Consider the following 22,689-nt stretch of genomic DNA (forward strand, 5'->3'; position numbering starts at 1 on the left):
AGATGACAATATTCTTATTTAGGCATCTGTCTCTTTTTAGGTCCGTTTTTATCAGCCTTTGGCTAATCTCTTCAGCTTCATTTGCGTTAGCTGATGATAACGTTATTGATAAAATAAAATCAGTTTATATTTATAACTTCCTATCGTTCATTCAGTGGCCTGAGCCTAAGGTACCAATGACGGAATATCAGTTATGTATGATTGCTGATCAAGAAATTATACATAAGCTGAAGAGTGTTGTTGTGGGTGAGCTGATGGACGGCTTGCCAATAATAGTTACATCGTTCTCGGATATGAAAACTTTAGGCAGCTGTCATCTTCTTTATATACAAGGCGATAGAGAGGTGTCTCCGGTTTTATTGCGTGAGGCTTCTCAGTCTGGAACTTTATTGATAGGTGATGCTAAAAGTCTTAACTCGGAAGGTCTTGGAATGGTGGGGTTTGAGACACGTGGGCGTAAAGTTCGTGTTGCAGTTAACCTAACGCGGTTGAAAAAAGCGGGCTTTAAAGTAAGCTCAAAACTTCTTAGGGTCGTTCGAATTATAAGATAAAAGGTCACTCAAGGAGGGTGACCTTTATAAGAGTGTATTTATTGGACTTGTTCATTTTCAGTGAACATTCCATCGTACAAAACGGTTGAAAGGTAGCGTTCACCAGAGTCCGGCAAAATGACAACAATCGTTTTTCCTTGATACTCAGGTAACGATGCAAGACGTAGTGCTGCAGCAGTTGCCGCCCCACAAGAAATACCAGCAAGAATCCCTTCATCTTTCATTAGTTTTTGCGCTGTTGCTATTGCTTCATCATTTGTGACTGTTTCAACAAGGTCTACGAGATCAAGATCAAGGTTGCCTGGTATAAAACCAGCCCCTATTCCTTGTATTTTATGTGGGGCCGGTTGAACGGTGTCCTTGTTGATAGTCTGAGTAATAACGGGTGAATCCGCGGGCTCTACAGCAACGCTTGTGATGGCTTTACCTTGAGTTTTCTTAATATAGCGCGAAATTCCGCTAATAGTACCACCCGTACCTACTCCAGCGACGAGTACATCCACCGTTCCATCTGTATCACGCCATACTTCCGGCCCCGTTGTTTCTTCATGAATCTTTGGGTTTGCAGGGTTTTGGAATTGCTGCAGCATTAAAATGTTATCGGGATCGGTATCAACAATTTCTTGGGCTTTATCAATCGCTCCTTTCATGCCTTTTTCAGCAGGAGTGAGAATGATTTCTGCCCCCAGCGCTTTCATTAGTTTACGTCTTTCTATGCTCATTGAAGCGGGCATAGTTAGCATAAGCTTATAACCACGTGAGGCTGCAACAAAAGCTAGCGCTATGCCTGTGTTGCCGCTGGTGGGCTCAACGAGCGTCATACCTGATTTTAGCTTACCAGACTTTTCGGCTGCCCATATCATGCTTGCTCCAATACGACACTTGATAGAACCTGCAGGATTACGTGACTCGATTTTTGCATAGATAGTTGCATCAGGGGCAAGTCTAGATAGCTTAATTAATGGGGTGTTGCCAATAGAGAGTGAGTTATCTTCAAAAACCTGCATTTTTTCACCTTATTCGAAATGAGAGAACTTACTGAAGTGTACTGCTGATGGTGAGGATTTCACAGATTCCTTTGCTATATGTTTATTGTTAATCATACTTAGAGTGTTGAGAATGAAAATTTCAGGTACAACAATGCCATTGCTGAGCACTTGTTCTAAGCTGTTATGTCTTAACTGTGGTTTTAATATGTTGTTTATATAGGTATTTATTTTGAAGCAGTTTCTGCGGGACTTGCCTGTTCGCCACAAATTGACCGCTATTGTGATGGTGACGTCGCTCATTGTGTTAACCATATCTTATGTATTCTTTATTGCAAACTTTTGGTTCAGCAGCAGAGAGCAGTTAGTGGGTTCGGTACATACGTTGACCAAAGCTGTCAGCATTAATACAACAGCCGCGTTAGTGTTTGATGATGAGTTAACCGCTGCAGAGCTATTGAGAACGTTAAGCGCGAATAAAGATATTGAATATGCGGTATTACGAAATGTTAAAGGTGATGTCTTTGCAGAATACGGGCTATTGGTACCTGTTGAGCGTAGTGTTAATGTGCTTAAACGTTTATATGAGGCCTCTAACGTTAGCGATGCTGATGATTGGGGATATGAGTTTTTTGATGATTATTTAATACTTGAACAGCAGATAAAAGAGAAAGATCGGCTTATCGGAAGTTTGGGCGTTCGTGTCAGCCTTGCGAGTTATAAAGAGATGGTAAATCAATGGATACTCTTTGGTTTGCTTGCGATTACGGGTGTGTTATTAATTGGTTTTTTTATCACATCTCGTTTGAAAAAGGTCATTATAAACCCCATCGAAAAACTGATTCATACCATGCGAGTTGTTTCAGAAGTGAATGATTATTCGCGAAGGGTAGAAAACCATTCTTCAGATGAATTTGGCGTTATGGTGAAGGGTTTTAACACCATGATTGGGCAAATTCAGGAACGAGATGAAGCGTTAAAGCACGCAAAAGATATAGCAGAAGAAGCCAATAAGGCAAAGTCTCGATTTCTAGCAACAATGAGCCATGAAATTAGGACACCGATGAACGGTGTCTTGGGTATGGCCGAGCTACTTTTAAATTCGGAGTTAACGGATGAGCAAAGGCGCAATGCTGAAATAATCCATCGCTCGGGTGGGTCTTTACTGAGTATTATTAATGACATTCTTGATTATTCAAAAATTGAAGCGGGCCAGTTGATTTTAGAATCAGTATCGTTTGACCTATATGCACAAATTGAAGAAGTAATGCTGCTACTGAGTGAAACCGTTAATGGAAAGAAGCTAGCAATTTCGCATCAATTTGACCCTGACTTTAATGGGCAGATGACAGGCGATCCGATACGACTTAGGCAAATTCTTATGAATTTAATAGGAAATGCTCTGAAATTTACACAGGTAGGTCGTGTGAATGTGAAGGTCTCAGCTCTGCTTTTAGAAAGCGCCCCGTTCTTAAGAATAGAGGTTCAAGACAGTGGCTCCGGTATTTCAGAAACGGCCATAGGGAGAATTTTTGAGTCATTTTCGCAGGAAGATTCATCTATAACGCGTAAATATGGTGGCACGGGGCTTGGTCTTGCCATTTGTCGACAGCTTGTTGGCTTAATGGAAGGGGAAATCGGTGTACAAAGTATTGAAGGAAAAGGGTCAGTATTTTGGTTTGAGCTGCCTTTAAATGCACAAGATGCTCATGGCTCAGATGTTGGCAAAACATTACTCAATGGCTCTCGAATATTACTTCTTAGGCAGCACGGGCACGCAGTCAGCAATGTGTCCCAGTTATTAGCTGACTGGGGTGTCGTACTTACCATTGTTAACTCATCATCTGAAGCTGAAATTAAAATTCAAGAAGCTGCCTCTTTACATAAAAACTTTAGCCTTGTTTTGCTTGAGCATTGGGAGCAAGAAAGAGAGTTATCCAAATTTATACACTCATTGAGTTATCGTTATAGTCAATTTGCTACTAAGTTTATGGTCGTTGCTTCAGATGAATTATCAACAATGCGTTTGCCTGAATATGTTTGTGTGATTCGTGAAAAAGATGGACATATCAGACCCTCTTTATTATTGGATCAACTCTGCGATATTTTGGCGTCACAAGAAAAACAAAAATAACACCGACATCAGTGATGAGTGATCAGCCTGCTACCTTGTCTAATTATCGAGGCCATATTCTTTTAGTAGAAGATAATGCGGTTAACCAACAGGTTGCCATGGGGTTGTTAAGGTTGATGGGCTGTACAGTGGATACCGCTGATAATGGGCTTGATGCCATAGAAATGTGGCGTAAGAATTCCTATGATTTGATTTTGATGGATATTGAAATGCCTGTATTGGATGGCATAACAGCGACAACATCTATAAGAAATGATGAAAGACACCAGCAACTGCCTAATACACCGATTGTAGCTGTTACTGCCAATGCAATGGATGGAGATAAAGAGCTCTATTTAAGTCGAGGAATGGATGATTATTTGAGCAAACCTTTTAGTCGCCAAAGTTTGTATCAAATGCTAGGTCGTTGGTTAAAGAAACACTCTGAAAGCTTGCTAACAGATGACAGTGAGGAGCTGAAGGTGACAGAGAGCTCCGGAGAAAGCGATCTAAATGTAGCGCAATTAAATAATTTACGTGATTTATTGGATGAAAATGGTCAGCCACTCTTGAATAATCTCATTTGCATCTATACTGAAAGCAGTAGTCAAATTATGCGCGAGTTATCGGTAGCTATGGAGCGAAAAGATTTTGATGAAATGCGCCGTTTGGCTCACGCATTAAAATCATCGAGTGGGTCGGTGGGGTTAGATAAAGTGCATGCATTAAGCCGAGAAATTGAGCATGGATGCCGGTTATCAAATACGGAAAATATGGGTGCGCTATATCTATTACTAGTCGAGGCAAATCTATCGGCACAGCAGAAATTAATGGATTTCATAAGATGTTAGGGAGTAACAATCTGTGATTGCCCAAGTTGAAAGCCAGACGATACTTATAGTTGATGATGATCCGGTCGCAAGAATGGTGGCTGCTGCTCACCTTCGCAAGGAAGGTTATGCTGTTGCATTGGCAGAGAATGGTGCCGTTTTTCTTGAGGTCCTTCAGGATATAAATCCAGATTTGATTCTGTTAGATGTCGATATGCCAGTATTGGATGGTTTTTCGGCTTGTCGGCAACTGAGAAGCTTACACTCAGGAAAAACAGTTCCCGTATTAATGATGACAGGCCTTGAAGGTGATAACTCTATTGAGGAAGCTTATGAAGCTGGTGCCACCGACTTTATAGCAAAGCCGGTGAATTGGACTTTATTAAAGCAGCGCCTGCGGTTTATGTTGCGTGCGGTTAACGCTATGAATGATCTTGTTGAAAGTGAATCAAGATTAGCTAAAGCACAATCTATCGCTGGACTCGATTATTGGCGCTGGGATATTGTGCGGGAAAAAATGATATTTTCTGACAAGTTGGCTGAGCGTTTTAACTTCAATGTTAATAGCATAACCGTGCAACAACTGATTAACAGAGTCGCTGCGGCAGACCGGCCACGCGTAGCAGACATCTTACAGCGCTCCAATGACCCCAAATCTATTCCGGCTGATTTTGAAGTGACACTGGATCATCGTAGTGACAGTGAAAAATATAAAGTGCTTAGAGTACAGTCAGAACTTGAATATGATAATCAGGGTGTTCTCGTCGCCATAGAAGGCACGTTACAAGATATTACAGAACGTAAAGAGGCTGAAGCTCGTATACAGTTTTTATCTCGTTTTGACAGACTCACAGGGTTTCAAAATCGAGAATCCTTTACTCGGGTTATGTATAGCCTGATAGGTGAGTGTATAAGAAGAGATGGTTGTATGGCGTTAGTATTGGTCGATATTGATCGCTTTGTACGTATTAATGATATTTATGGTCACCGAACGGGTGATGAAGTGTTGCTCGAGGTTAGTCGTCGAATTACTGCTTTTGTTGACCTACTGCGTCAGGAAGTAGGAGGTTTAAGAAGTGAGGTTTGTCGTTGGGGGGGGGATAAATTTGGTTTAGCAATTTGTTGCTCTTCTAGTTTGGATTGCAATGTTGAAGTGACGACTAGGTTGATGGATTGTATTTCTGCTCCGTTTCGTGTCAATGGCCATGAGGTGTCTTTGACCTCTTGTATTGGGTACGCACGGGTTGTAGATACCACTCTGGATTTAGGCACATTACTTCGCAATGCTGAAAATGCTATGCGTAATGCTAAGCGCCAAGGGCGTAATATTGTACGTTGTTATGATGACAGTATGCTTGAGGTCACTGAGCGTCGTATGACGCTAGAAGTCGAGCTGCGTAAAGCGCTGCTCAATAAGCAGTTTATATTGCATTATCAGCCGCGGATTAATGCAAAAACGAAGTGTATTGTTGGCGCTGAAGCATTATTGCGTTGGGAGCATCCCACTTTAGGTAGTCTTTCTCCTGTTGAGTTTATTCCCGTTCTAGAAGAGATGGGCTTAATTCATGAAGTCGGTGCTTGGGTGATGGAGGCTGCATGCCAGCAATTGAAAATCTGGCACAACTGTGGCTTTAGTGATTTTGTTCTTTCTGTGAATTTAAGTGCTGTTCAATTCCGAGATATACGCCTAGCTCAAGAGATTGGTGACGTCATAAACCGTACGGGTATTACTCCTAAATATTTGGAGTTTGAACTGACAGAAACTGCGATTATGGAAGATGTAGCGCAAACACAAGCGACGCTGGCTCTATTAAAGGAGATTGGCGTTCAACTGGCTGTTGATGATTTTGGTACGGGTTACTCGTCTTTAGGTTATCTACGTAGTTTTCCATTAGATACGCTGAAAGTTGATAGGACATTTGTCAGTGAGCTTCCAGGTAATAGTAGTGATCGATCCCTTACATCCGCGATTATTGCAATGGCTCGTTCGCTCAGCTTGCATGTCGTTGCTGAAGGAATTGAAACACAGGAGCAGGCTGAATTTTTGCTGGAAAAACAGTGTGATGAATTTCAGGGTTTTCTCTATTCGAAGCCAGTAGATAGTAAGGCTTTTGATGTATTACTAAAAAGTGGGAAATCCTTGGGTTAATACCCGACACGTGATTATGGAAATGGTATATTAAGCCCCTCTAATTTTGAGGTGTCTTGATCATGCGTGCTCTCATAAAGCTCTTAGCTCCTAGTATTTTTTCGTTAGCCTTTTTTGTGTTTCGCTCCTCTTTATTTCAAAAGTCGCCACGTAAGCATCAATGGATTATGCGAGTTTTTCGTTTTACAGCAGATAATGATAGCTGTAAGGCGTTATCTGTCTATGGGCATTTGCTGCATTTTCGTGGAGAGGATGTTCAGAATCGCATTCAAGGCGCTATTTATATACAACGAGCTGCTGATAAGGGTGATATGAAGTCGCAATATCAGATGGGTAAGGTATATGAAATGGGGTACGAAAGTTATTTCTCTGTATCAAATGAAAAGTCGTTTCATTACTACCGCTTAGCTGCATCACAAGGACACTCATTGGCTATAAGCCGCATGATTAAGGTTTATAAAGAAGGTCAGCTGGGAGAGAAGGCTAACGCAGATGAAGTAAAGCACTGGCAGTCTTTACAGCCAGTGCTTTAAGTAACTCCGTGTGTTATCTCTTTTTAAGACGCGCACGTATGGTTAGCAGTGACTCGCTATTGCCAGGCACTGTTACTTTCCACTTAGCTATACCGGCACTCTTTTCAATAGGTTGCAGTGTGCTACTGATGAGCTTCCAGGGTTGAGAAAATAAGCTGCTAAGCTCTACATCACGGCTTTTTAATGCGCTGTTTCTAATACGTAATTCATAGGCAACAACGGTGCCATCAAATGCTGTTTGAAAATCAGTTTGACGTTGTGTGATAGTCACATCAAATGCTTTCCCCATGGCTAATTCAACTTGTTCTCCTATGGAGGTCTGAGCTAGGTGAGCACTTCCTACGTAATGTAGTTCTTGAGTTTTGTCCGGTGAGAAAAAGCGTACTTGCCCTGCAGGTAATGGAGTACCTAGCCCCTGTTCTTTATTGTTTGTAAAGCGAATGAAAGTTTCAGGTTTTGCTTTTAAAGTTTGGTTATCAACACGAGGGCTAATGTAAAACTGATAACGTTGAAGTGAGTCAACATTGACCTTATCCGCATGCAATAGTGGAACTTGGGTACGTTGCTGATGCTGTAATGTGACCGGCGCTTTTATAGTATATAGCTGATAATCACTTAAAGCTTGAGGAGGCGCTGCGCCAGTATCTTCCGCCATTGCTTGCGCCATCATGACCGTTTTAGCTCGGTGCCTAGGGTTTCTATCCTGATGTACATCCCCTGCTAGCAAACGCACTCGAGCATTTTTCAGTAAGGTACCAGTATCGTTCACTAAAGAAGCAAGGCCGTCGATAACCAGCGAGTTATTATCTTCTGATAAGGTCATTACGTAGTCCATTTGCCAGCTAAGTCCTTGAGTCAGGTAGCTTAACTGAGCGGTTCCCGCGTTGCTTGTTCCTTTGCTGCGAAACGTTAGGCTAGGTTTTAACAATAACTCGGGAGGCCTTGATGGGAAAATAATACGCCAGTCTGATGACAGTGGAATAGACTCAATACGACCGCTATTGTCAACTAATGCCGTGCTGCCTTCAGCACTTAAGAGTTGCACGGTTTGTTGTAGTTCTTGTCCATTTGGCTGATTACGAGCCAGTATTACGTCTTTTCCAATATGGTGCTCTAGCAACGTATAGTAATTGAGATAGGCCTTATTGAGCGTTTGCTCCGTAATGCTTCCGGCTCCTCTTATTTGTAAGGTTTCAGTTTGCATTTGCTTACTAACATCGCTGATGACAACGATATCTTTTGTGGTCAGAGGAGGAATAGTGCGGCTATCCTGAATTAAGCCGAGGTTATGCGTATACAGGGTGACTGCTAAGTCCGTTTGTTCTTTATCGGTAATAGTGACAGGGGCCGCATGTGCAATGCTGGGGCTGAGAAAAGCAGTGAGTATTACAACGGGAAGAAATTTTGGCAACATATTCGGTAGTCCTTCATTAAGCTCATTCTCTGGAAAGCTATAGTCGCTAGTTTGCATGTAGTGAACGTTTCCCTAGTAAGTTCTTATATCTTGTTCAAGAGTATTAGTTAAAGACTGTTGATACAAATATAAGTTCATTTTTCCATATTTATAAAGTTAAAAATAACCAAAATGTAAAGCCTACCTTTAATCTGATTTATCATGATTTTTCTGTGCTAATTTTAAATTTAATAATCGTGACATGTAACTGTAATAAATTAATATTAAGGTGTTCGCAATTAGTCATGGCATATATAAATATGCGTTTTCTGGTTTTTTGAGGCTTTATATGAAGGGTTTTGGTGTTTTCTCTGCAATATTAGTGTTTTTGTTTAGTTCTTGTTCTTTTGCAGATGTTTATCTGAAGCTAGACGATGATATAAAGTTGTTAGCAATAAATGGTAAAGAGTTTACCGATGCTAGTTGGCTGGATAATAAAAAAGACATCTCTTTTAAGGATGGGATTAATCAGGTTCTTGTTGAGCTTTCTGCTGAAATTAAGACATCAGCAAATGAAACCGATCTGGAGGTGTTGGGAGTTTATGTCATTGTATTTGAAGCTGATTCTGAACGTTTTAGATTGATTGCTCCTACCATAAAGAATAGAAAAGACCTTGTTGAATTCAAAGGTAATCCTAAGTGGGTAATGCTTGATTCTAATGGAGCTGTAAAAAATGTTCGTGTTGACGAGCTAACTAAAGAAGGTTTTCAGTTAAGTCGAGATTATGAGCATGAATTACGTGAATACAATAAATTAAACTTTCCATCCGAAGATTATTTTGAAAATAATTACCAATCGCCTGTTAAAGCTCCTTCGCTTATGGGAAGTACTCCGTCTTTAAAAAGTTCTAATCTTTCTGCGAAGATGCTTAAGTATTGGTATTTGAATTCTAGTCCGAAAGTTCAGGCTGAATTTATAGAGTGGACTAAAAAATAGAACTCACAGTTATTTAAATATTTAATTCTTATTTCTTTTTATTGAAAGAAGTAAGCCCTATGTCGTCAACAAATTAAAAATTGTTATATATTACACTGGAGAAATAAATGAAAAAGCTGATTTTAGCTGCATCTATTGCGGCAATTGCAACAGGTTCTGCTAATGCTGCGACAATTTATGAAGGCAAAGGACTAACCTATAAATTGAAAGGAGATTTCCAGGTTCAGTTACGCCAAGATGTAGGTGACGACCAAAACTTGGATGTGGAGTTTGATGACCTTGAGCTTAAGAACTCTGTTGTTTATGACCTAAAAAATGGGGTGAAAGCGTTTGGTCAGTTAGATTTTGGTTTCAAAGATGCTGCCGAAGATAAGCAGGACGGTAGCGATCTTGAAGAAGCTTATATTGGTTTAGATTTTGGTAAGGTTGCAGTATCAATTGGTAAGCAAAATTTTGCTACGGATGAGTTCGGTGTTGAAGCGGCTTATGAGCTTAGATCAGAAGCTGATCGCTTTGAAGAGCAGGGCACTGATGGTGATGACACTATTCGTGTAAATGCGTCTTTGGATAATGTTTACATTGCTGCATCATATGAAATCGAAGCTGAAGGTGAAAGCAGTGAAAATGGTCAGTCACTTGATCTATTCGTATCTACTGAGCTTTCTGGAGTAGAACTCGCTGCCGCTTACCAAACTATGGAAGCAACGCCTACTTCTGCTTCTAAAGATACTTGGGGTGTCAGTGCTGCATATGATTTTGGTGTTGCTAAGCTAGCAGCTGATTTTAGCACAACAGAAGATGTTGCCGATCAGTATAACTTGGCTGCAGTTGTTCCTGTTGATAAAACAACGAAAGTTGCTGTAGGTATGCTCAACATTAAGCCTGAGACAGGTGATGATGTTACTGAGTGGTACGCTAACGTAACCTATAAGTTCCCATCTCAGAAAAATGTTAGTGTTTTCGCTGAAATTGCAGACACTGATGAAGATGATATTGAAATTGGTTACTTAGCGGGTATGCGTTTGAAATTCTAATAACGAATAGCAGCGTGCTGAATGTCCCCTTCAAGTGTTTAGCACGCTAGTATTTTTTGAGCCAGGTTTATCCTGGCTTTTTTGTGCGTGTTTTTTGGAATTAGGCCAGGAATGTTATTCACACACGAGTAGTACCGCAAGGTTATTTATAAGGTTGATGAAATCTGAGTTAAGGAAAGGGGTATTGTATAATTAACTAGGAGAACTGGCTTTAGAGCTAGCAGTTCTAGAGTCCGGTACTTGTAAAGATTAAGGAATGAAAAAGTAGCCACAACCAACCTGCTTGTGGCTACTAATATTGAAACTATATACGGGTTTAAAGCGATAGATTATTAAAACTTAGATACTAGTTTTCTGTGCTTAGGGGTGTATTTTACCAAGATTGAAGAAGAGGGTTTCACCAGAACTGTCATCCACTCCGTCATTATCTGTTACAGCGAATCCATTACCGCTAGAGTCAATACTAAAGCCTTCGATTTTATCCTGTACATAACCATTTAGAGATTTTAAGTCAGGTAAGAAATCTCGTACTAATGTTTTGCTGACAACAGGTAGTGTATTGCCTAAAGAAGCGGGCTTAAGTTCGTCTTGGCTAACCTTGTACAAGCGCTTGATTGAGGCGTTCTCACCTAGTTGATTATCACGTTCGATGATATAAACCGAGTTATTATAATAAGTTATTTCTGACAAGCCGACCCAGCCTTGTGTTGCCTCATCTAGTGGATAATGGACCGCACCCCAAGATGCTGTTGTTAAGTTGTAGGCTAATAACTTTACTTGATTATTAGCGTCATCCTTCCAAGGACGTTGAATGGCAATCCAGAGGGTATCACCTATTAATGTGATGCCTTCTGCACCAAAACGCCTCTCATTTTTTAGTAACTCTTCTGGGAAATTGATGGTTTGGTCAATTTCACCCAGAGAGTTGATATGGTGAACTGCATGAGGAACCTCTTTTTTAGTCTTTCCTTCTGAGGCGAGCCAGAAGCCATCTTTCCCATCGCTTGTGATGCCTTCGAGGTCGAGCTTTTCGGCGGGTTTACCCTTGCGAGTTACCGGTAATGCATGGGTTATGATGGCAGGCTTTTGCTTGGCATCAATGCTAAATACTGTTGGCTGATTCGCATAAAAGCTATCGTTCACAGCGTATAACTTGCCTTCCTTTAAGGGATGAGCCGTTAATCCAGACAGTGCACCCCAACCAATAAGTGGGCTATTGGGGTTATTGTTTGAACCCTGTGATGTGATTTGTGGATATGCAGGCACTGATGCTGATAAGTTATAGATCATTACATGCGCACGCGGGCCTTTATCTTCAATGAGATCTTTTTCGTTTGCGCTCACGAGTAAGTTACGAGAAGGAATAGTAACGGCAGACTCTGGGCCAATGCCAGAAGGTAGCAGTTGTTGGAATTTTGGTGCATCCCCAGTATCTAGGTAGACACCGATAACGGATGCTCTTTCAGAGAGTACAAAAATGTATTTATTTTCACCATACTGCCCTATGGCGATTCCTTCGGGCTCGTTCCCTTTTTTCCCTGAGCGCTTATCTGGGTAGTGACCTGCCATGATGACCTGTTCTTCGAATGAGCTTCCTGACTCATAAAGTACACGGCCATCTTTATGGAAAATGGTAAAGCTACGAGACCCACCTTTGTAGTCGCCTTCGTTTGCTGTTACAAAACGGTCATTATCAAGCCATTTCACTGTATCAGGTTCGCGTAGTCTTGTTTGTGAACCACTAAAATCTAAAGCCTTATCTTTTTTTGTATCTATGTTTTGTAGATCAACACTTCCGGCAGAGAAGTGGTTAAGTATGTTTCCTGTTTCAGCTGAAACAATAACCAAATGGTTGTTTTCTTGTAATGTGACCACAATTTCGTTGTTGTCGTTAAAATCAACAAATTCAGGCTCCGGATCATCAGCACCTGTATTGGCAAGGCCAGTCATTTCTACTTTTTTTAGGCTGCTACACGAAGGGACGCCTTTTTTTAGTTCTACGATAGCCAACCATCCCGCAGGTAGTTGTGGCAAAACACCGTCTTTTAAGTCTTCGTCACGCTCATTTTCAATAGCAATAGCAGCAAATTTCCCGTCTTTAGAAATAGCAATCGAATCAGGCTGACCCCCCAACTCGCAGCGGTTTACTATTGATTGGTTATCCAGTTGGATAGTCGCTAAGTAGCCATTTGGCTTAAGATAATTTTCTGATGTATTTATGGCAGCTAATGCATAATTGTTACCAACAGCCACAGACGTTGGCTCACCAGCAGTTTTAACAATGCCTAAAGCTTTTGGTGTACGCGCATCACTAATATCGATGAAGCCAATCGCACCAAAGGGACTATCGGAGTAAACCAGCGTGTTTCCGTCTTTACTAGCCGCAATGATCTCAGGGGACGTTTCTTGCTGAATGCTGACAGAAGCAGGAAGGTTTTTTGTGGTGCTAAAACTGGCGATGCGATTGAAGGACTCCGCTTGCGCAACGGAGGTCGTTGCAGCAATGGTTAATGCAAGAAGAGACTTTCGAAATAAATGAACTGGCATGTTTTTCTCCGTAGAAAGGCAAGTTAACTTGCGCATTCTACGGAGCTCATATGACAGATATATGATTGAAATAAGAGAAATAATTGACTTTATCTATCTGAGTTTAAATCTAAAGCAACTCTAAAACCCCAGGTGTTTCTTGAGGTGTTGGGTGGATGTCGGTAGCGGCTGGCAGAACGAATAACTCTACTAATGTCAAACCATGAGCCGCCGCGCATAGAGCGAAAATTACAGTTTGTCTGTGTGCGAGCAGAGCCATCTGATGGGTGGCCTAAGTAGGTATCTGAGTAGCAGTCTTGAACCCATTCATCGACATTACCGTTTAAATCATGAAACCCCCATGGGTTTGCTGCGAGTGACCCTACAGGTGCTGGTTTTTTACCATCCCATAAAGAGCCACACTCATCACAGACTGCGCGTTGGGGAGATAATTCATTGCCCCACCAAAAAGCAGACTGTGAGCCACTGCGTGCGGCGTACTCCCACTCAGCTTCAGACGGAAGGCGATAGTTTTCTCCTGTTTCAGCGCTCAGCCATGCTGCATAGGCTGTCGCATCTTGCCATGAAACGTTGATAACCGGTTGTGAGTCTCTTCCCCAGCCTTCATCGTTAGGGAGGCTTCTTCCCGTGAGTTTAGCAAAGTGGTCGTATTGGGCAAAGGTCACTTCAAAGCGAGAAAGCGCAAAAGGATGGAGGTGTGTAATGGTTTGAACCGGCTGTTCGTTATCATCGCCTTGCTGGTTAAGGTCACCCAGTTGGAATGTGCCTGCAGGTAAGCTAATCATTTGTGGGCCATACGCGCCACTATCTAGAGCATCTTGGAATACACCAAAGTTCTCTTCAAGCTTGGCCTCTTCACGAGGTAATACCGCTATTTTGTTCGCAGCTGAAGTTGCTGCAGCGAGTGTCGTTATATCAGGTAGCTCTTCGAGTTTCTTTTTAAGCAGCTGAATTGTTTGCTCGTGATCATCAGAGGTTGCTTTCCAGATTTGAGCTTGCTCTTTCCACGCGGTTATATGATTGTTAGTGGCAGCTTGCTGTTCTTGCGCTAAATAAAGGCTTGCAGTAAACCCAACCAGAACTCCGGAAAAAAATAAGCTTGTCCATAAAAGTAATCGAATAGGCAGCTTGGAGGAGTGTCTAATATCTGCAATGTTTGAGGTGTATTCGGTTGCTTCGTCGTCTTGATGCATTGTGTCACTGTTGAGTGACTCAACCCCTTTTTCCTCTTGTTCATTAAACAGTGCTTGGATTAGCGCTATGGCATTAGCTTGACGCTCTTCCGGGTCAGTGGCTAATGCTTGTTGTAGTATCATCCACTGGTTCTTGCTGGTTTTGAATGGTTGTTTTAATTCTTTACGAATGTGTAGAGCTTCATCATCTGTTAGCGAGAAGGGCGCAGCACCTGACAGTGCGGCATATGCTATGCAGCCCATAGAGTAAACGTCAGCAGTCGTAGGTAATAAATTGGCGTGAAAGGCTTCGGGTGACTGATAGGCTGGAAATTGAAAAGCGGGTTGTAGAGTGAAACTGGTTTCTTGCAATAGGGTACGTGGGCTTATAGGTAGTAACTTCACACCGCCCTGACGATTAATATAGATTAGGTCTGGAGCTAAGGCGCCGTGGGGTTTGCGGACTTTATTGGTAAATATATCCACGGCAACCGCTGTTTGCAGTAGCAAGCCACGTAAATGGTTAGCTTTTAGTTTTGTTACTTTTTTTGTTTTTATAAGAGTATCGAGAGTGAGTCCATCTAATGCCTCACAGGCAAAAAATAGAATTCCACCACGCTCAACAAAATAACCATAAATCGAAACAATATGCTTATGATGTAGGTTTTTAGCTTGGATAATCTGCTGTTTAAAGGCTGCAAGTAAGCCTTTGTGTCGGGTGAGTTCTGGGGAAATGACAATAATCGAAACAGGTGTCGGGCTGGGTGTACTGATATCTTCAGCTTGCCAGAATTGTCCTAGTGGATGTGCTGTTGCCGGTCCTTTTAGCTTAAATTTGTGATGTTCTGGGCCAATGACCTGACCATCATTCAGCGCATGTGACTGTTGTTGCTTTTCCATTGCCCATTCCTGCCTATATATCCGTTATTTATAATAGACAAGAATGGACAAACTTTTAAGTAGAATCAGAGGTTTATCTAATCTGTTTGTAAAGGTTCAAAGCTCTTAACTAGGTCATCAACTGCTTTTAATTGAGCGAGATAAGGTTCTAGTTTATCCAAAGGTAATGCACAAGGGCCATCGCATTTTGCTTCTGCTGGATTAGGGTGAGCTTCTAAGAACAGCCCCGCTATTCCTTGAGATATTCCTGCACGTGATAACTGTGCAACGAGTCCTCTTCGCCCATCTGCAGAGTCTGAACGGCCACCAGGAACCTGCAATGCGTGTGTAGCATCAAACATAATGGGATAACCGAACTCTTTCATAATGGAGAAGCCTAGCATATCAACAACTAAGTTGTTGTAACCAAAAGTGCTTCCTCGCTCGCAGAGAATTAGGCGATCATTACCTGCTTCACGGCATTTGTGCAGGATATGCTTCATTTCGTGAGGTGCTAAGAACTGTGCTTTTTTAATGTTAATAACAGCGCCCGTTTCGGCCATTGCTTGGACAAGATCAGTTTGGCGTGAGAGGAAAGCAGGTAGCTGGATAATATCACATACTTGTGCTGCGGCTGCTGCTTGATCAGGCTCATGCACATCAGTAATCAGAGGGACATTAAATGTGTTCTTAATCTCTTCAAGAATTTTTAATCCTTCATCTAAACCAGGACCACGAAAGGAGGTGAGTGAAGAGCGATTTGCCTTATCAAAAGAGGCTTTAAAGACATAAGGAATATTTAACTTATCAGTAACGGTTACGTAGTGCTCTGCAATGCGTAGTGCAAGGTCCCTTGATTCCAGTACATTCATACCACCGAATAAAACCATTGGTTTATCATTCGCGATTTCTAGGGCGCCTACTTGAACGACTTTCTGTTCCATGATTTATAACCTGATAAAAGCTTAAAATCGGCATTATACGTGAAGCTTTGATAAAATAATGCACGTCAATGACTAGAGTTTATAAATGAGTGCTTTTATGAATGTCCAAAAGAGTGAATATTTAGAGGCTTGCCTAGAATTGTTACGTTCATGTGGTTCATTACAGTTAGCCACTGTCGATAAAAACGGTATGCCGCATGTGAGTTATGCGCCATTTATTCGACAAAATGAGCATTTTTTTATCTTTGTGAGTCAGCTGGCAAGCCATACGGAACACCTGAAAGATAAACCTAATGCCAGCATAATGATCATCAAAGATGAAGCAGGCTGTCGAAACCTCTTCGCGCGCGAACGCTGTATTGTAGAAGTGTCTACAGAAGCGTTAGCACCTGATACAACAGGCAGTATTCTAGATCAAATGGAAGTTGAGCTAGGGACAACTATGGCATTATTAAGAACCTTGCCTGACTTTGTTCTTTTCAAACTGACCGCCGTTGAGGCACGCTATATAGCGGGTTTTGGTAAGGCATTTGAATTAGACTTGAAACGCAATGAATTAACGCATGTGAGTGCTGAAAAGCTTGCTGAGCGTTCAGTATTAGAAAGCGAGTAAGTGGAAGAGTAAATAACTTTCAGTGATCAATAAGAGCAGTGCTCCTACGCTATACCAGCCATAACATGTAGCTAATTTTTCTTCGTCGAGTGTTGAAAGTAAATAGGGATGTTCTTTTTCGGTTGGGCAAGAAAGTACATGCATAGTGGGTGCGGCTTGCATATCTGCACGTCGCTTATTTGCCTCTTGATGAGCCGCTTTCTGGACATCACTCCACTCTTGCATATCAAGCTTTTGATCATTGTTGCTATCAAAACGCTGCAACAACTCATTGTAAGACTGTTTCCACTCTCGAGTGATTTCTCCGGACAGTTTTTTTAGAGGGGGTAAGTGTCGCCCGCCGCCAACACTTTGAAACTGCCCTAAAGCATAGATTTGCTCATGGGTGAATAATAAGGTCTCTTGGTATCTATAACGAGATCCTCCTAGTTTTTTTGTTAAAAGGGCGTTTAAGTCAAAGCCTGATGTTCGCTTGATTGGCTGGTTGGGATGGGGCGTGTCGCCATACCATGTCCGTTGGTTGTCAGTGCGAACGATAGCACCTGCTGGATCTACTAGTCCTGTCGCTGTATTGTCGCTTATTTGGAACCACGCATCTGATTTTCCACTGTCTTCAATATGCCAACTCTTGGTTTTGCCGCTACTTTTTAGGCGAGAGATATTATAGCTGTACCAAACACACTGCCTTCCAGAAAGTGGAGCGGTTAGCGGGCCGTATTCTCCTTCAATAATATGCCCAATTATTTCAACATAACCTTGATGTGCTGAGCGTATTTTAGAAGTAGGAGTGCCTGTGATTAAACGGTAGCGTTTGAGAAATGCAAAGCCTTTCCAAAGGGTCACTATTATAACCGCAACTAATATGACAAAAACAAAAGCTGTATCTGTATTCATTTAAGAGTACTAAACTAGTGGCTTTTAAATAGTTGTCCAATATCTACATCGGCCTTTTTGAATTCCAGTAGGTCGCGAGCAGTAAAGTTCATTTGTTTGGCGATGAGGACGTCTGGAAATTGTTCAATACGCACATTGTAAATATTCACCGATGCATTATAGAACTCACGACGGTCAGCAATTGAGTTTTCTATACCAGATATTCTATTTTGAAGATGTTGGAATGACTCATTAGCTTTAAGTTCTGGGTAGTCTTCAGCCAGTGCAAATAAATTGCCTAACCCTACTCGTAGCTGTGATTCTGCTTGGCCAAGCCCTTTTAAGTCTTGTTTTTCTTGAGCGCTAGATACTTGAGAGCGTGCTTCAATGACGCGGTTAAGTGTTTCTTGCTCATACTGCATGTATTCTCGGCAAGTGTCGATTAGCTTAGGGAGTTCGTCATGGCGCTGTTTGAGTAGAATATCAATATTGGACCAAGCTTGTGAGACATTATGCTTTAGACGGACCAAATTGTTATACAGTGAGATTATATAAAAAGTGGCTACTGCTATAACAACAATAAAAGTCAGTGTGCTTGGTTCCATTTGTGATAACTCTCCAGCCAGCCCGAACAATAATGATAGTGGAATAGCGACTACACGTTACCTTCAATCATTTCGACGGCAATGGTTTTAATGATAAAAGCGACAAGCCCTAAACCTAATGCAAAAAATAGCACAAAAGTTCCGAATTTTCCGGCATTAGAGCGCTTTGCTAAGTCATAGATGATAAAAAATATAAAGCACGAAAAAACAATAATGCCGATGTTTAACATCAGACCTTCGATATCAGCTAGACGCATAATAAAAAAACCAAATATGAGTGAAGAATTTGCGCGGTATTATACGCAAAAGCTGCTCAATTTTCGAGCAGGCTTTAAAATTACCATTTAAAGTGAGGTGTAAGGCTTTCTAGGTTAAACACCTAAGCTTTCAGCGAGTTTGTCACTTTTATCTATTAGCATGGGAAGTGCTTCGGCTAACATATCAACGGGTAGTTGATGGTCCCCCCAGCTTTTCATGATGCAGTGGTTGTTAATATATGTTTTAAGTTCATTAGTTTTTAGCTGTTTCCAGTCGGGCACTTTGATTGCCATCACACTAAGAAAATCTGCAAACTGTATAATGAGGACAAGTTCTCTAAAGGTTTTTGGCGCTTTACTGTTATTGCAAATATTATAGTTGTGGTGATGTCTTGCTACACTGGAGACAACATTGGGAAGGTGTAGTTTGTTGCAAGCAATGTAGCCAATTTCAGAATGAGAAGTACCGAGTATCTTCTGTTCTACTAAGGGAAGTTCGTCAGCTGCGGCCCAACCAATAGCATCTGTATCATCGAGGGCTTTTGGCGCAAACTGGAATAATACGAACCGACCAATATCATGAAGCAATCCACACATATAAGCCAAGTCAGGATCAACGTCATGATGATGAGTAATCTTGCTGATAAATGATGCAATTGTCGCTGTTTCTATAGAATGCCTCCAGATGGCTTTGTGTTCTGGAAGCGAAGGTATGAAAACTTTCGACACAGACAGTGTTGTAATAAGGTCAACAATCGTTTGAGAACCTACACGGGTAAGCGCTGCTTGTAGGCTATTAATGGGATTGTTGGGTGAGGATGCAGCAGAATTGGCATAGCCGAGTATGAATGAGGCCAGAGGAGGATCTGTTTTTGCTAGGGCGTAGACGTGGTCGTAAAACTCATCATCATCCGAGTTTAGTTTCATTAGCTGAAATAATACGCCAGGCAACATCGGGAGCTGGTCAATGTGATGAGTAATTTTTTCTAGGTTAGATGCGGTTTTTTTTCTGATAATTCGTCGGACATTGATTCCTCAATCCATAGTAACTCAGTGAACTTCGCCGGCTGTACTTGAAATTAGGTGGCAACTATAGTTCTGAGCAATGCAGCTATAATAGCGTTATAAATATTATAGAAGATATTAGCATTTGTTGTTCACATTAAATTAAGCTTTGTTGAAGATCTTTTCAAACTGATGCCTCGGCATAGGCTTGTCAAAATAGAATCCCTGCCCATAATCGCATCCTGCTTTTGATAATAGCTTATATTCTTCTTCTGTTTCTATTCCTTCGGCTACCACTTGCATGCCTAATTTGTGGGCAATCATGATAATAGCTTCACACAGTACTTTATCATCGGAATGGGGAGTGAGCCCTCTGACGAAGCTTTGATCAATTTTAATGAAGTCTACATCAAAATTTTTCAAATAAGCTAAAGAGGAGTAACCCGTTCCAAAATCATCAAGTGCTATTTGTACACCCGCTTCACGGAACAGGTGCATTTTCTGTTGGATTTCGTCACTAGGCTCAATCATCATGGATTCAGTTATCTCTATAACGATTGAACGAGCCGATAAGCCGAGTTTTTCCGTAAACTGTAACCATGATAAGACATCATGAGTAGGGTCATGAAACTGGAAAGGGGACGTATTTATACTGACGCTAAAGTTCGTATCATATTTGTTTTGCCATGCGCTGGCTTGACGTGCGGCGTTGCGAAATACCCAGTCGCCAATATGGGTAATGAGTCCGCTATCTTCAGCAATAGGGATAAACTCAGCAGGAGAAACTAGCCCTCTTGATGGGTGGTGCCAGCGAATCAGTGCTTCTGCTTTAAATGTTTTTCCTGAGCTTAACTCAACGATAGGTTGGTAATAGAGTTCGAACTGCTCATGCTCAATGGCGGCGCGCAAGTCACGTTCAAGAATCGATCGTGCCATTGCCTGTTCTTGCATGGAGGGTATGAAGTATTGGTAACGTCCGCGTCCTTTTCTTTTTGCGGAAAATAGCGCGTGATCGGCGTTTTGAATAAGAGTCGACGCATTTTTTGCATCATCTGGGCAAATAGCAATACCGATAGATGCGGTAATGAATAGCTCTTCATTATTAATACTGAAGGGTAGGCTAAGGCTGTCTAGTACTTTTTGAGCGATGCGCTCGACTACGCTTGTGCTGTCGAGGTCATTAATCGAGATAGCAAACTCATCTCCTCCTAAACGTGCGAGCATGTCGGTGTTACGGATGATTTTATTGAGTCGCTGTGACGCTTGGTAAATTAAAAGGTCTCCTGCTTCATGGCTTAGTAAGTCATTAATAACTTTAAATCTATCAAGGTTGATATATAACAGGGCCAAACTACTATCAGATTTAAGTGCATTAGCAACATCAACCACGATGCGGTCACGAAGCATTTTTCGATTAGGTAATCCTGTGAGGGGATCAAAGTTAGCTTGTTCCCATAACTTCTCTTCTGATGCTTTTTTCTGTGAAATATCGGTGAATAAGCCTATATATCTATCTACTAATCCTTCGCTGTTGCTTTGCATTGCATTGATTGTCAGCCACTCAAGATAAAGCTCACCGTTTTTTCGCCTATTCCAAATTTCACCTTCCCAAACACCATTCTCTAATAATGCATCTCTCATCTGTTGATAGAATGCTTTATCGTGCTTTCCGGAGCTCAAAATGGAAGGCGTATTTCCGATACTATCTTCATAAGAGTATCCGGTGATTTCAGTGAATGCTTTATTGATATGAATAATCTTAGATGTCGCATCAGTAATGAGGACAGCCTCGTTGCTGTATTCATATACTCCTTCAGCCAAGCGCATGGACTCCTCGGATTTTATTTGAGCGGTGATGTCTAGTGTAGTGATAATAACGTGAGAAAGTGTTTCTAAGTGTTCAGGTAGAACTGCAACTTTTATCGATAGGGTTTTGTTTGATTGATTGGTGCCCGTAAAAGAGCTTTGATGGTTAAATGATAGCCTCCCCGCAGCAATTTCAGCTAGTTCAAGTGCAAAATTAGCTAACGCAGAATCATTAATAAATGGACTTAGTGGGCCTTCTATCTTTGTAATATTATTTGCAGATGCTTGTTGTATAGCTGCTTTATTGGCGGTAACTACTTTAATCTTAGTTGCTAATTCTCTGCATAAACGAGGATCGTTTACGAAATACTCTTGTAGCTCTTTTAGCGATTGTTTAGGAATCGTATCAAAAACTTTTTTAGCCTCTGACCAATCCTCTTCCCATAGGCCGATAGGCGCATGTTGGTATAAGCTATCCAGCCTGGCTTCGTTTATTTTTAAACTGTCTGAAACAGAATGTTGTCTTATGTTGTTAACAAAGAAACAACACAGTAGTGCTGTAGTGAGTGGAAATATCGTTAATATGGGAAGTGTTATATGTTCTAAAACTTCATACCTACTACCCTCAGGAAGGCTCAGCATTAGCAGTAACGTCGCTACATGAACCACTATTCCAAAAACAAACAATTCATAAAATGAAAGTTTATCTAAGTGTAACTGCTTGTAATGCCTCCATATAAGGCCAATTGATGCGGTTGTAATAATAACTAGAATGCCAGTGAAAAAGGCCCCCCCGAGTGTGAAGCGATACGCAGCAGTAACAATACATACAATGAGCGTAGGAATAGCACCGAAAAACAAACCGGTTGCACTGAGTAAAATAGACCGTGTGTCAAAAAATATACCTTCTGAGAAGTGCCACGGTACCATCATAATAATGAGGGCTATGCCACTTAACGCTGTACCTGCAATCAGTTTTGATATTAACGACGATGACGTAGGAACGGCTAGCAAGTAATTGAAGATCACGATCATTGCGAGTAATAGCGCAATGTTATTTGCCCAAGTGATTTCAATAAAGCTATTGACCATGTGTAGTGCTCTTTATTGTTTAGCTATCCCTGCTAAGCAAATGCTTTGCAGTATATGTCTTTGTAATTGCTAAAGTAGATGTTATTAATGTATCTAAATAGAGACAAACTAAAGTGCGAATAATAACCCTTCAAAGATAAAGGGTATATAGGATTTTAATCTAGATAGCTGATCAGAGCGAAATTAGATGGGTAATATGGTTTTTTGGGTAAAGGAGTATTTGGATGAACTAGGTAGGTATGGAGCTTGTATATATAGGTATATAAGAGAATTATTGCTATAAAGAATTTTTTTCAGTTTTACTTGAAGA

The 22,689-nt window shown here is 41.3% G+C and carries 18 protein-coding genes; 8 read left to right on the forward strand and 10 right to left on the reverse strand.

Annotated elements, in window-relative coordinates:
• Positions 1-2 precede the first annotated feature (2 nt).
• Positions 3-551, forward strand: coding sequence for a YfiR family protein (locus NEJAP_RS05115; RefSeq protein WP_201349600.1), 549 nt, complete (start codon positions 3-5; stop codon positions 549-551).
• Between the two features lie 38 nt (positions 552-589).
• On the opposite strand, the gene cysK is transcribed toward NEJAP_RS05115, so the two are convergent.
• Positions 590-1,558 carry a cysteine synthase A gene (cysK, locus tag NEJAP_RS05120; RefSeq protein ID WP_201349601.1) on the reverse strand — a complete coding sequence of 323 codons (969 nt, stop codon included), beginning with the start codon at positions 1,556-1,558 and terminating at the stop codon, positions 590-592.
• A 211-nt stretch (positions 1,559-1,769) separates the two neighbouring features.
• Between cysK and NEJAP_RS05125 the strand changes: the two genes are divergently transcribed.
• From NEJAP_RS05125 to NEJAP_RS05140, 4 genes are all read left to right on the forward strand, one after another.
• Positions 1,770-3,671: an ATP-binding protein gene (locus NEJAP_RS05125; protein ID WP_201349602.1), complete on the forward strand. Its 1,902-nt coding sequence runs from the start codon at positions 1,770-1,772 to the stop codon at positions 3,669-3,671.
• A gap of 14 nt (positions 3,672-3,685) precedes the next feature.
• The gene (locus NEJAP_RS05130; protein ID WP_201349603.1) at positions 3,686-4,501 is read left to right on the forward strand and encodes a hybrid sensor histidine kinase/response regulator; all 816 of its coding nucleotides are present in this window, start codon (positions 3,686-3,688) and stop codon (positions 4,499-4,501) included.
• A 13-nt stretch (positions 4,502-4,514) separates the two neighbouring features.
• A complete protein-coding gene (locus NEJAP_RS05135) occupies positions 4,515-6,629 on the forward strand; it encodes a putative bifunctional diguanylate cyclase/phosphodiesterase (protein ID WP_201349604.1) in 2,115 nt (704 codons plus the stop codon).
• A 62-nt stretch (positions 6,630-6,691) separates the two neighbouring features.
• The gene (locus NEJAP_RS05140) at positions 6,692-7,162 is read left to right on the forward strand and encodes a tetratricopeptide repeat protein (protein ID WP_201349605.1); all 471 of its coding nucleotides are present in this window, start codon (positions 6,692-6,694) and stop codon (positions 7,160-7,162) included.
• Between the two features lie 13 nt (positions 7,163-7,175).
• On the opposite strand, the gene NEJAP_RS05145 is transcribed toward NEJAP_RS05140, so the two are convergent.
• Positions 7,176-8,633, reverse strand: a complete 1,458-nt coding sequence (locus tag NEJAP_RS05145; RefSeq protein ID WP_201349606.1) for a DUF4139 domain-containing protein — start codon at positions 8,631-8,633, stop codon at positions 7,176-7,178.
• A gap of 271 nt (positions 8,634-8,904) precedes the next feature.
• On the opposite strand from NEJAP_RS05145, the gene NEJAP_RS05150 reads away from it, so the two are divergent.
• Together NEJAP_RS05150 and NEJAP_RS05155 are read left to right on the forward strand one after the other, a co-directional pair.
• Positions 8,905-9,552 (forward strand): DUF2057 family protein, encoded by a 648-nt coding sequence (locus NEJAP_RS05150; protein ID WP_201349607.1) that lies wholly within the window; start codon positions 8,905-8,907, stop codon positions 9,550-9,552.
• A 107-nt stretch (positions 9,553-9,659) separates the two neighbouring features.
• Entirely contained in the window at positions 9,660-10,586 is a 927-nt protein-coding gene (locus NEJAP_RS05155) for a porin (RefSeq protein ID WP_201349608.1), read from the forward strand.
• A 360-nt stretch (positions 10,587-10,946) separates the two neighbouring features.
• On the opposite strand, the gene NEJAP_RS05160 is transcribed toward NEJAP_RS05155, so the two are convergent.
• The 3 genes from NEJAP_RS05160 to kdsA all read right to left on the reverse strand — a co-directional run bounded on the left by NEJAP_RS05160 (position 10,947) and on the right by kdsA (position 16,128).
• A complete protein-coding gene (locus NEJAP_RS05160; RefSeq protein WP_201349609.1) occupies positions 10,947-13,133 on the reverse strand; it encodes an esterase-like activity of phytase family protein in 2,187 nt (728 codons plus the stop codon).
• A gap of 89 nt (positions 13,134-13,222) precedes the next feature.
• Positions 13,223-15,205 carry an SUMF1/EgtB/PvdO family nonheme iron enzyme gene (locus NEJAP_RS05165; protein ID WP_201349610.1) on the reverse strand — a complete coding sequence of 661 codons (1,983 nt, stop codon included), beginning with the start codon at positions 15,203-15,205 and terminating at the stop codon, positions 13,223-13,225.
• 77 nt (positions 15,206-15,282) lie between these two features.
• Positions 15,283-16,128 (reverse strand): 3-deoxy-8-phosphooctulonate synthase, encoded by an 846-nt coding sequence (gene kdsA / locus NEJAP_RS05170; protein ID WP_201349611.1) that lies wholly within the window; start codon positions 16,126-16,128, stop codon positions 15,283-15,285.
• An 85-nt stretch (positions 16,129-16,213) separates the two neighbouring features.
• On the opposite strand from kdsA, the gene NEJAP_RS05175 reads away from it, so the two are divergent.
• Positions 16,214-16,741: a HugZ family protein gene (locus NEJAP_RS05175; RefSeq protein WP_201349612.1), complete on the forward strand. Its 528-nt coding sequence runs from the start codon at positions 16,214-16,216 to the stop codon at positions 16,739-16,741.
• Here NEJAP_RS05175 and NEJAP_RS05180 read toward each other — a convergent pair.
• The 5 genes from NEJAP_RS05180 to NEJAP_RS05200 form a co-directional block, all read right to left on the reverse strand.
• Positions 16,727-17,635, reverse strand: coding sequence for a hypothetical protein (locus NEJAP_RS05180; RefSeq protein ID WP_201349613.1), 909 nt, complete (start codon positions 17,633-17,635; stop codon positions 16,727-16,729). The two genes, NEJAP_RS05175 and NEJAP_RS05180, sit on opposite strands and share 15 nt — an antisense overlap.
• 14 nt (positions 17,636-17,649) lie before the next feature.
• Positions 17,650-18,219 carry a LemA family protein gene (locus NEJAP_RS05185; RefSeq protein WP_201349614.1) on the reverse strand — a complete coding sequence of 190 codons (570 nt, stop codon included), beginning with the start codon at positions 18,217-18,219 and terminating at the stop codon, positions 17,650-17,652.
• 50 nt (positions 18,220-18,269) lie between these two features.
• Positions 18,270-18,476 carry a DUF2788 domain-containing protein gene (locus NEJAP_RS05190; RefSeq protein WP_201349615.1) on the reverse strand — a complete coding sequence of 69 codons (207 nt, stop codon included), beginning with the start codon at positions 18,474-18,476 and terminating at the stop codon, positions 18,270-18,272.
• A gap of 114 nt (positions 18,477-18,590) precedes the next feature.
• Positions 18,591-19,430 (reverse strand): HDOD domain-containing protein, encoded by an 840-nt coding sequence (locus NEJAP_RS05195; protein WP_268927827.1) that lies wholly within the window; start codon positions 19,428-19,430, stop codon positions 18,591-18,593.
• A 213-nt stretch (positions 19,431-19,643) separates the two neighbouring features.
• A complete protein-coding gene (locus tag NEJAP_RS05200; RefSeq protein WP_201349617.1) occupies positions 19,644-22,379 on the reverse strand; it encodes an EAL domain-containing protein in 2,736 nt (911 codons plus the stop codon).
• Between the last annotated feature and the right edge of the window lie 310 nt (positions 22,380-22,689).

Source organism: Neptunomonas japonica JAMM 1380 (assembly GCF_016592555.1).
GTDB classification, from domain to species: domain Bacteria; phylum Pseudomonadota; class Gammaproteobacteria; order Pseudomonadales; family Balneatricaceae; genus Neptunomonas; species Neptunomonas japonica_A.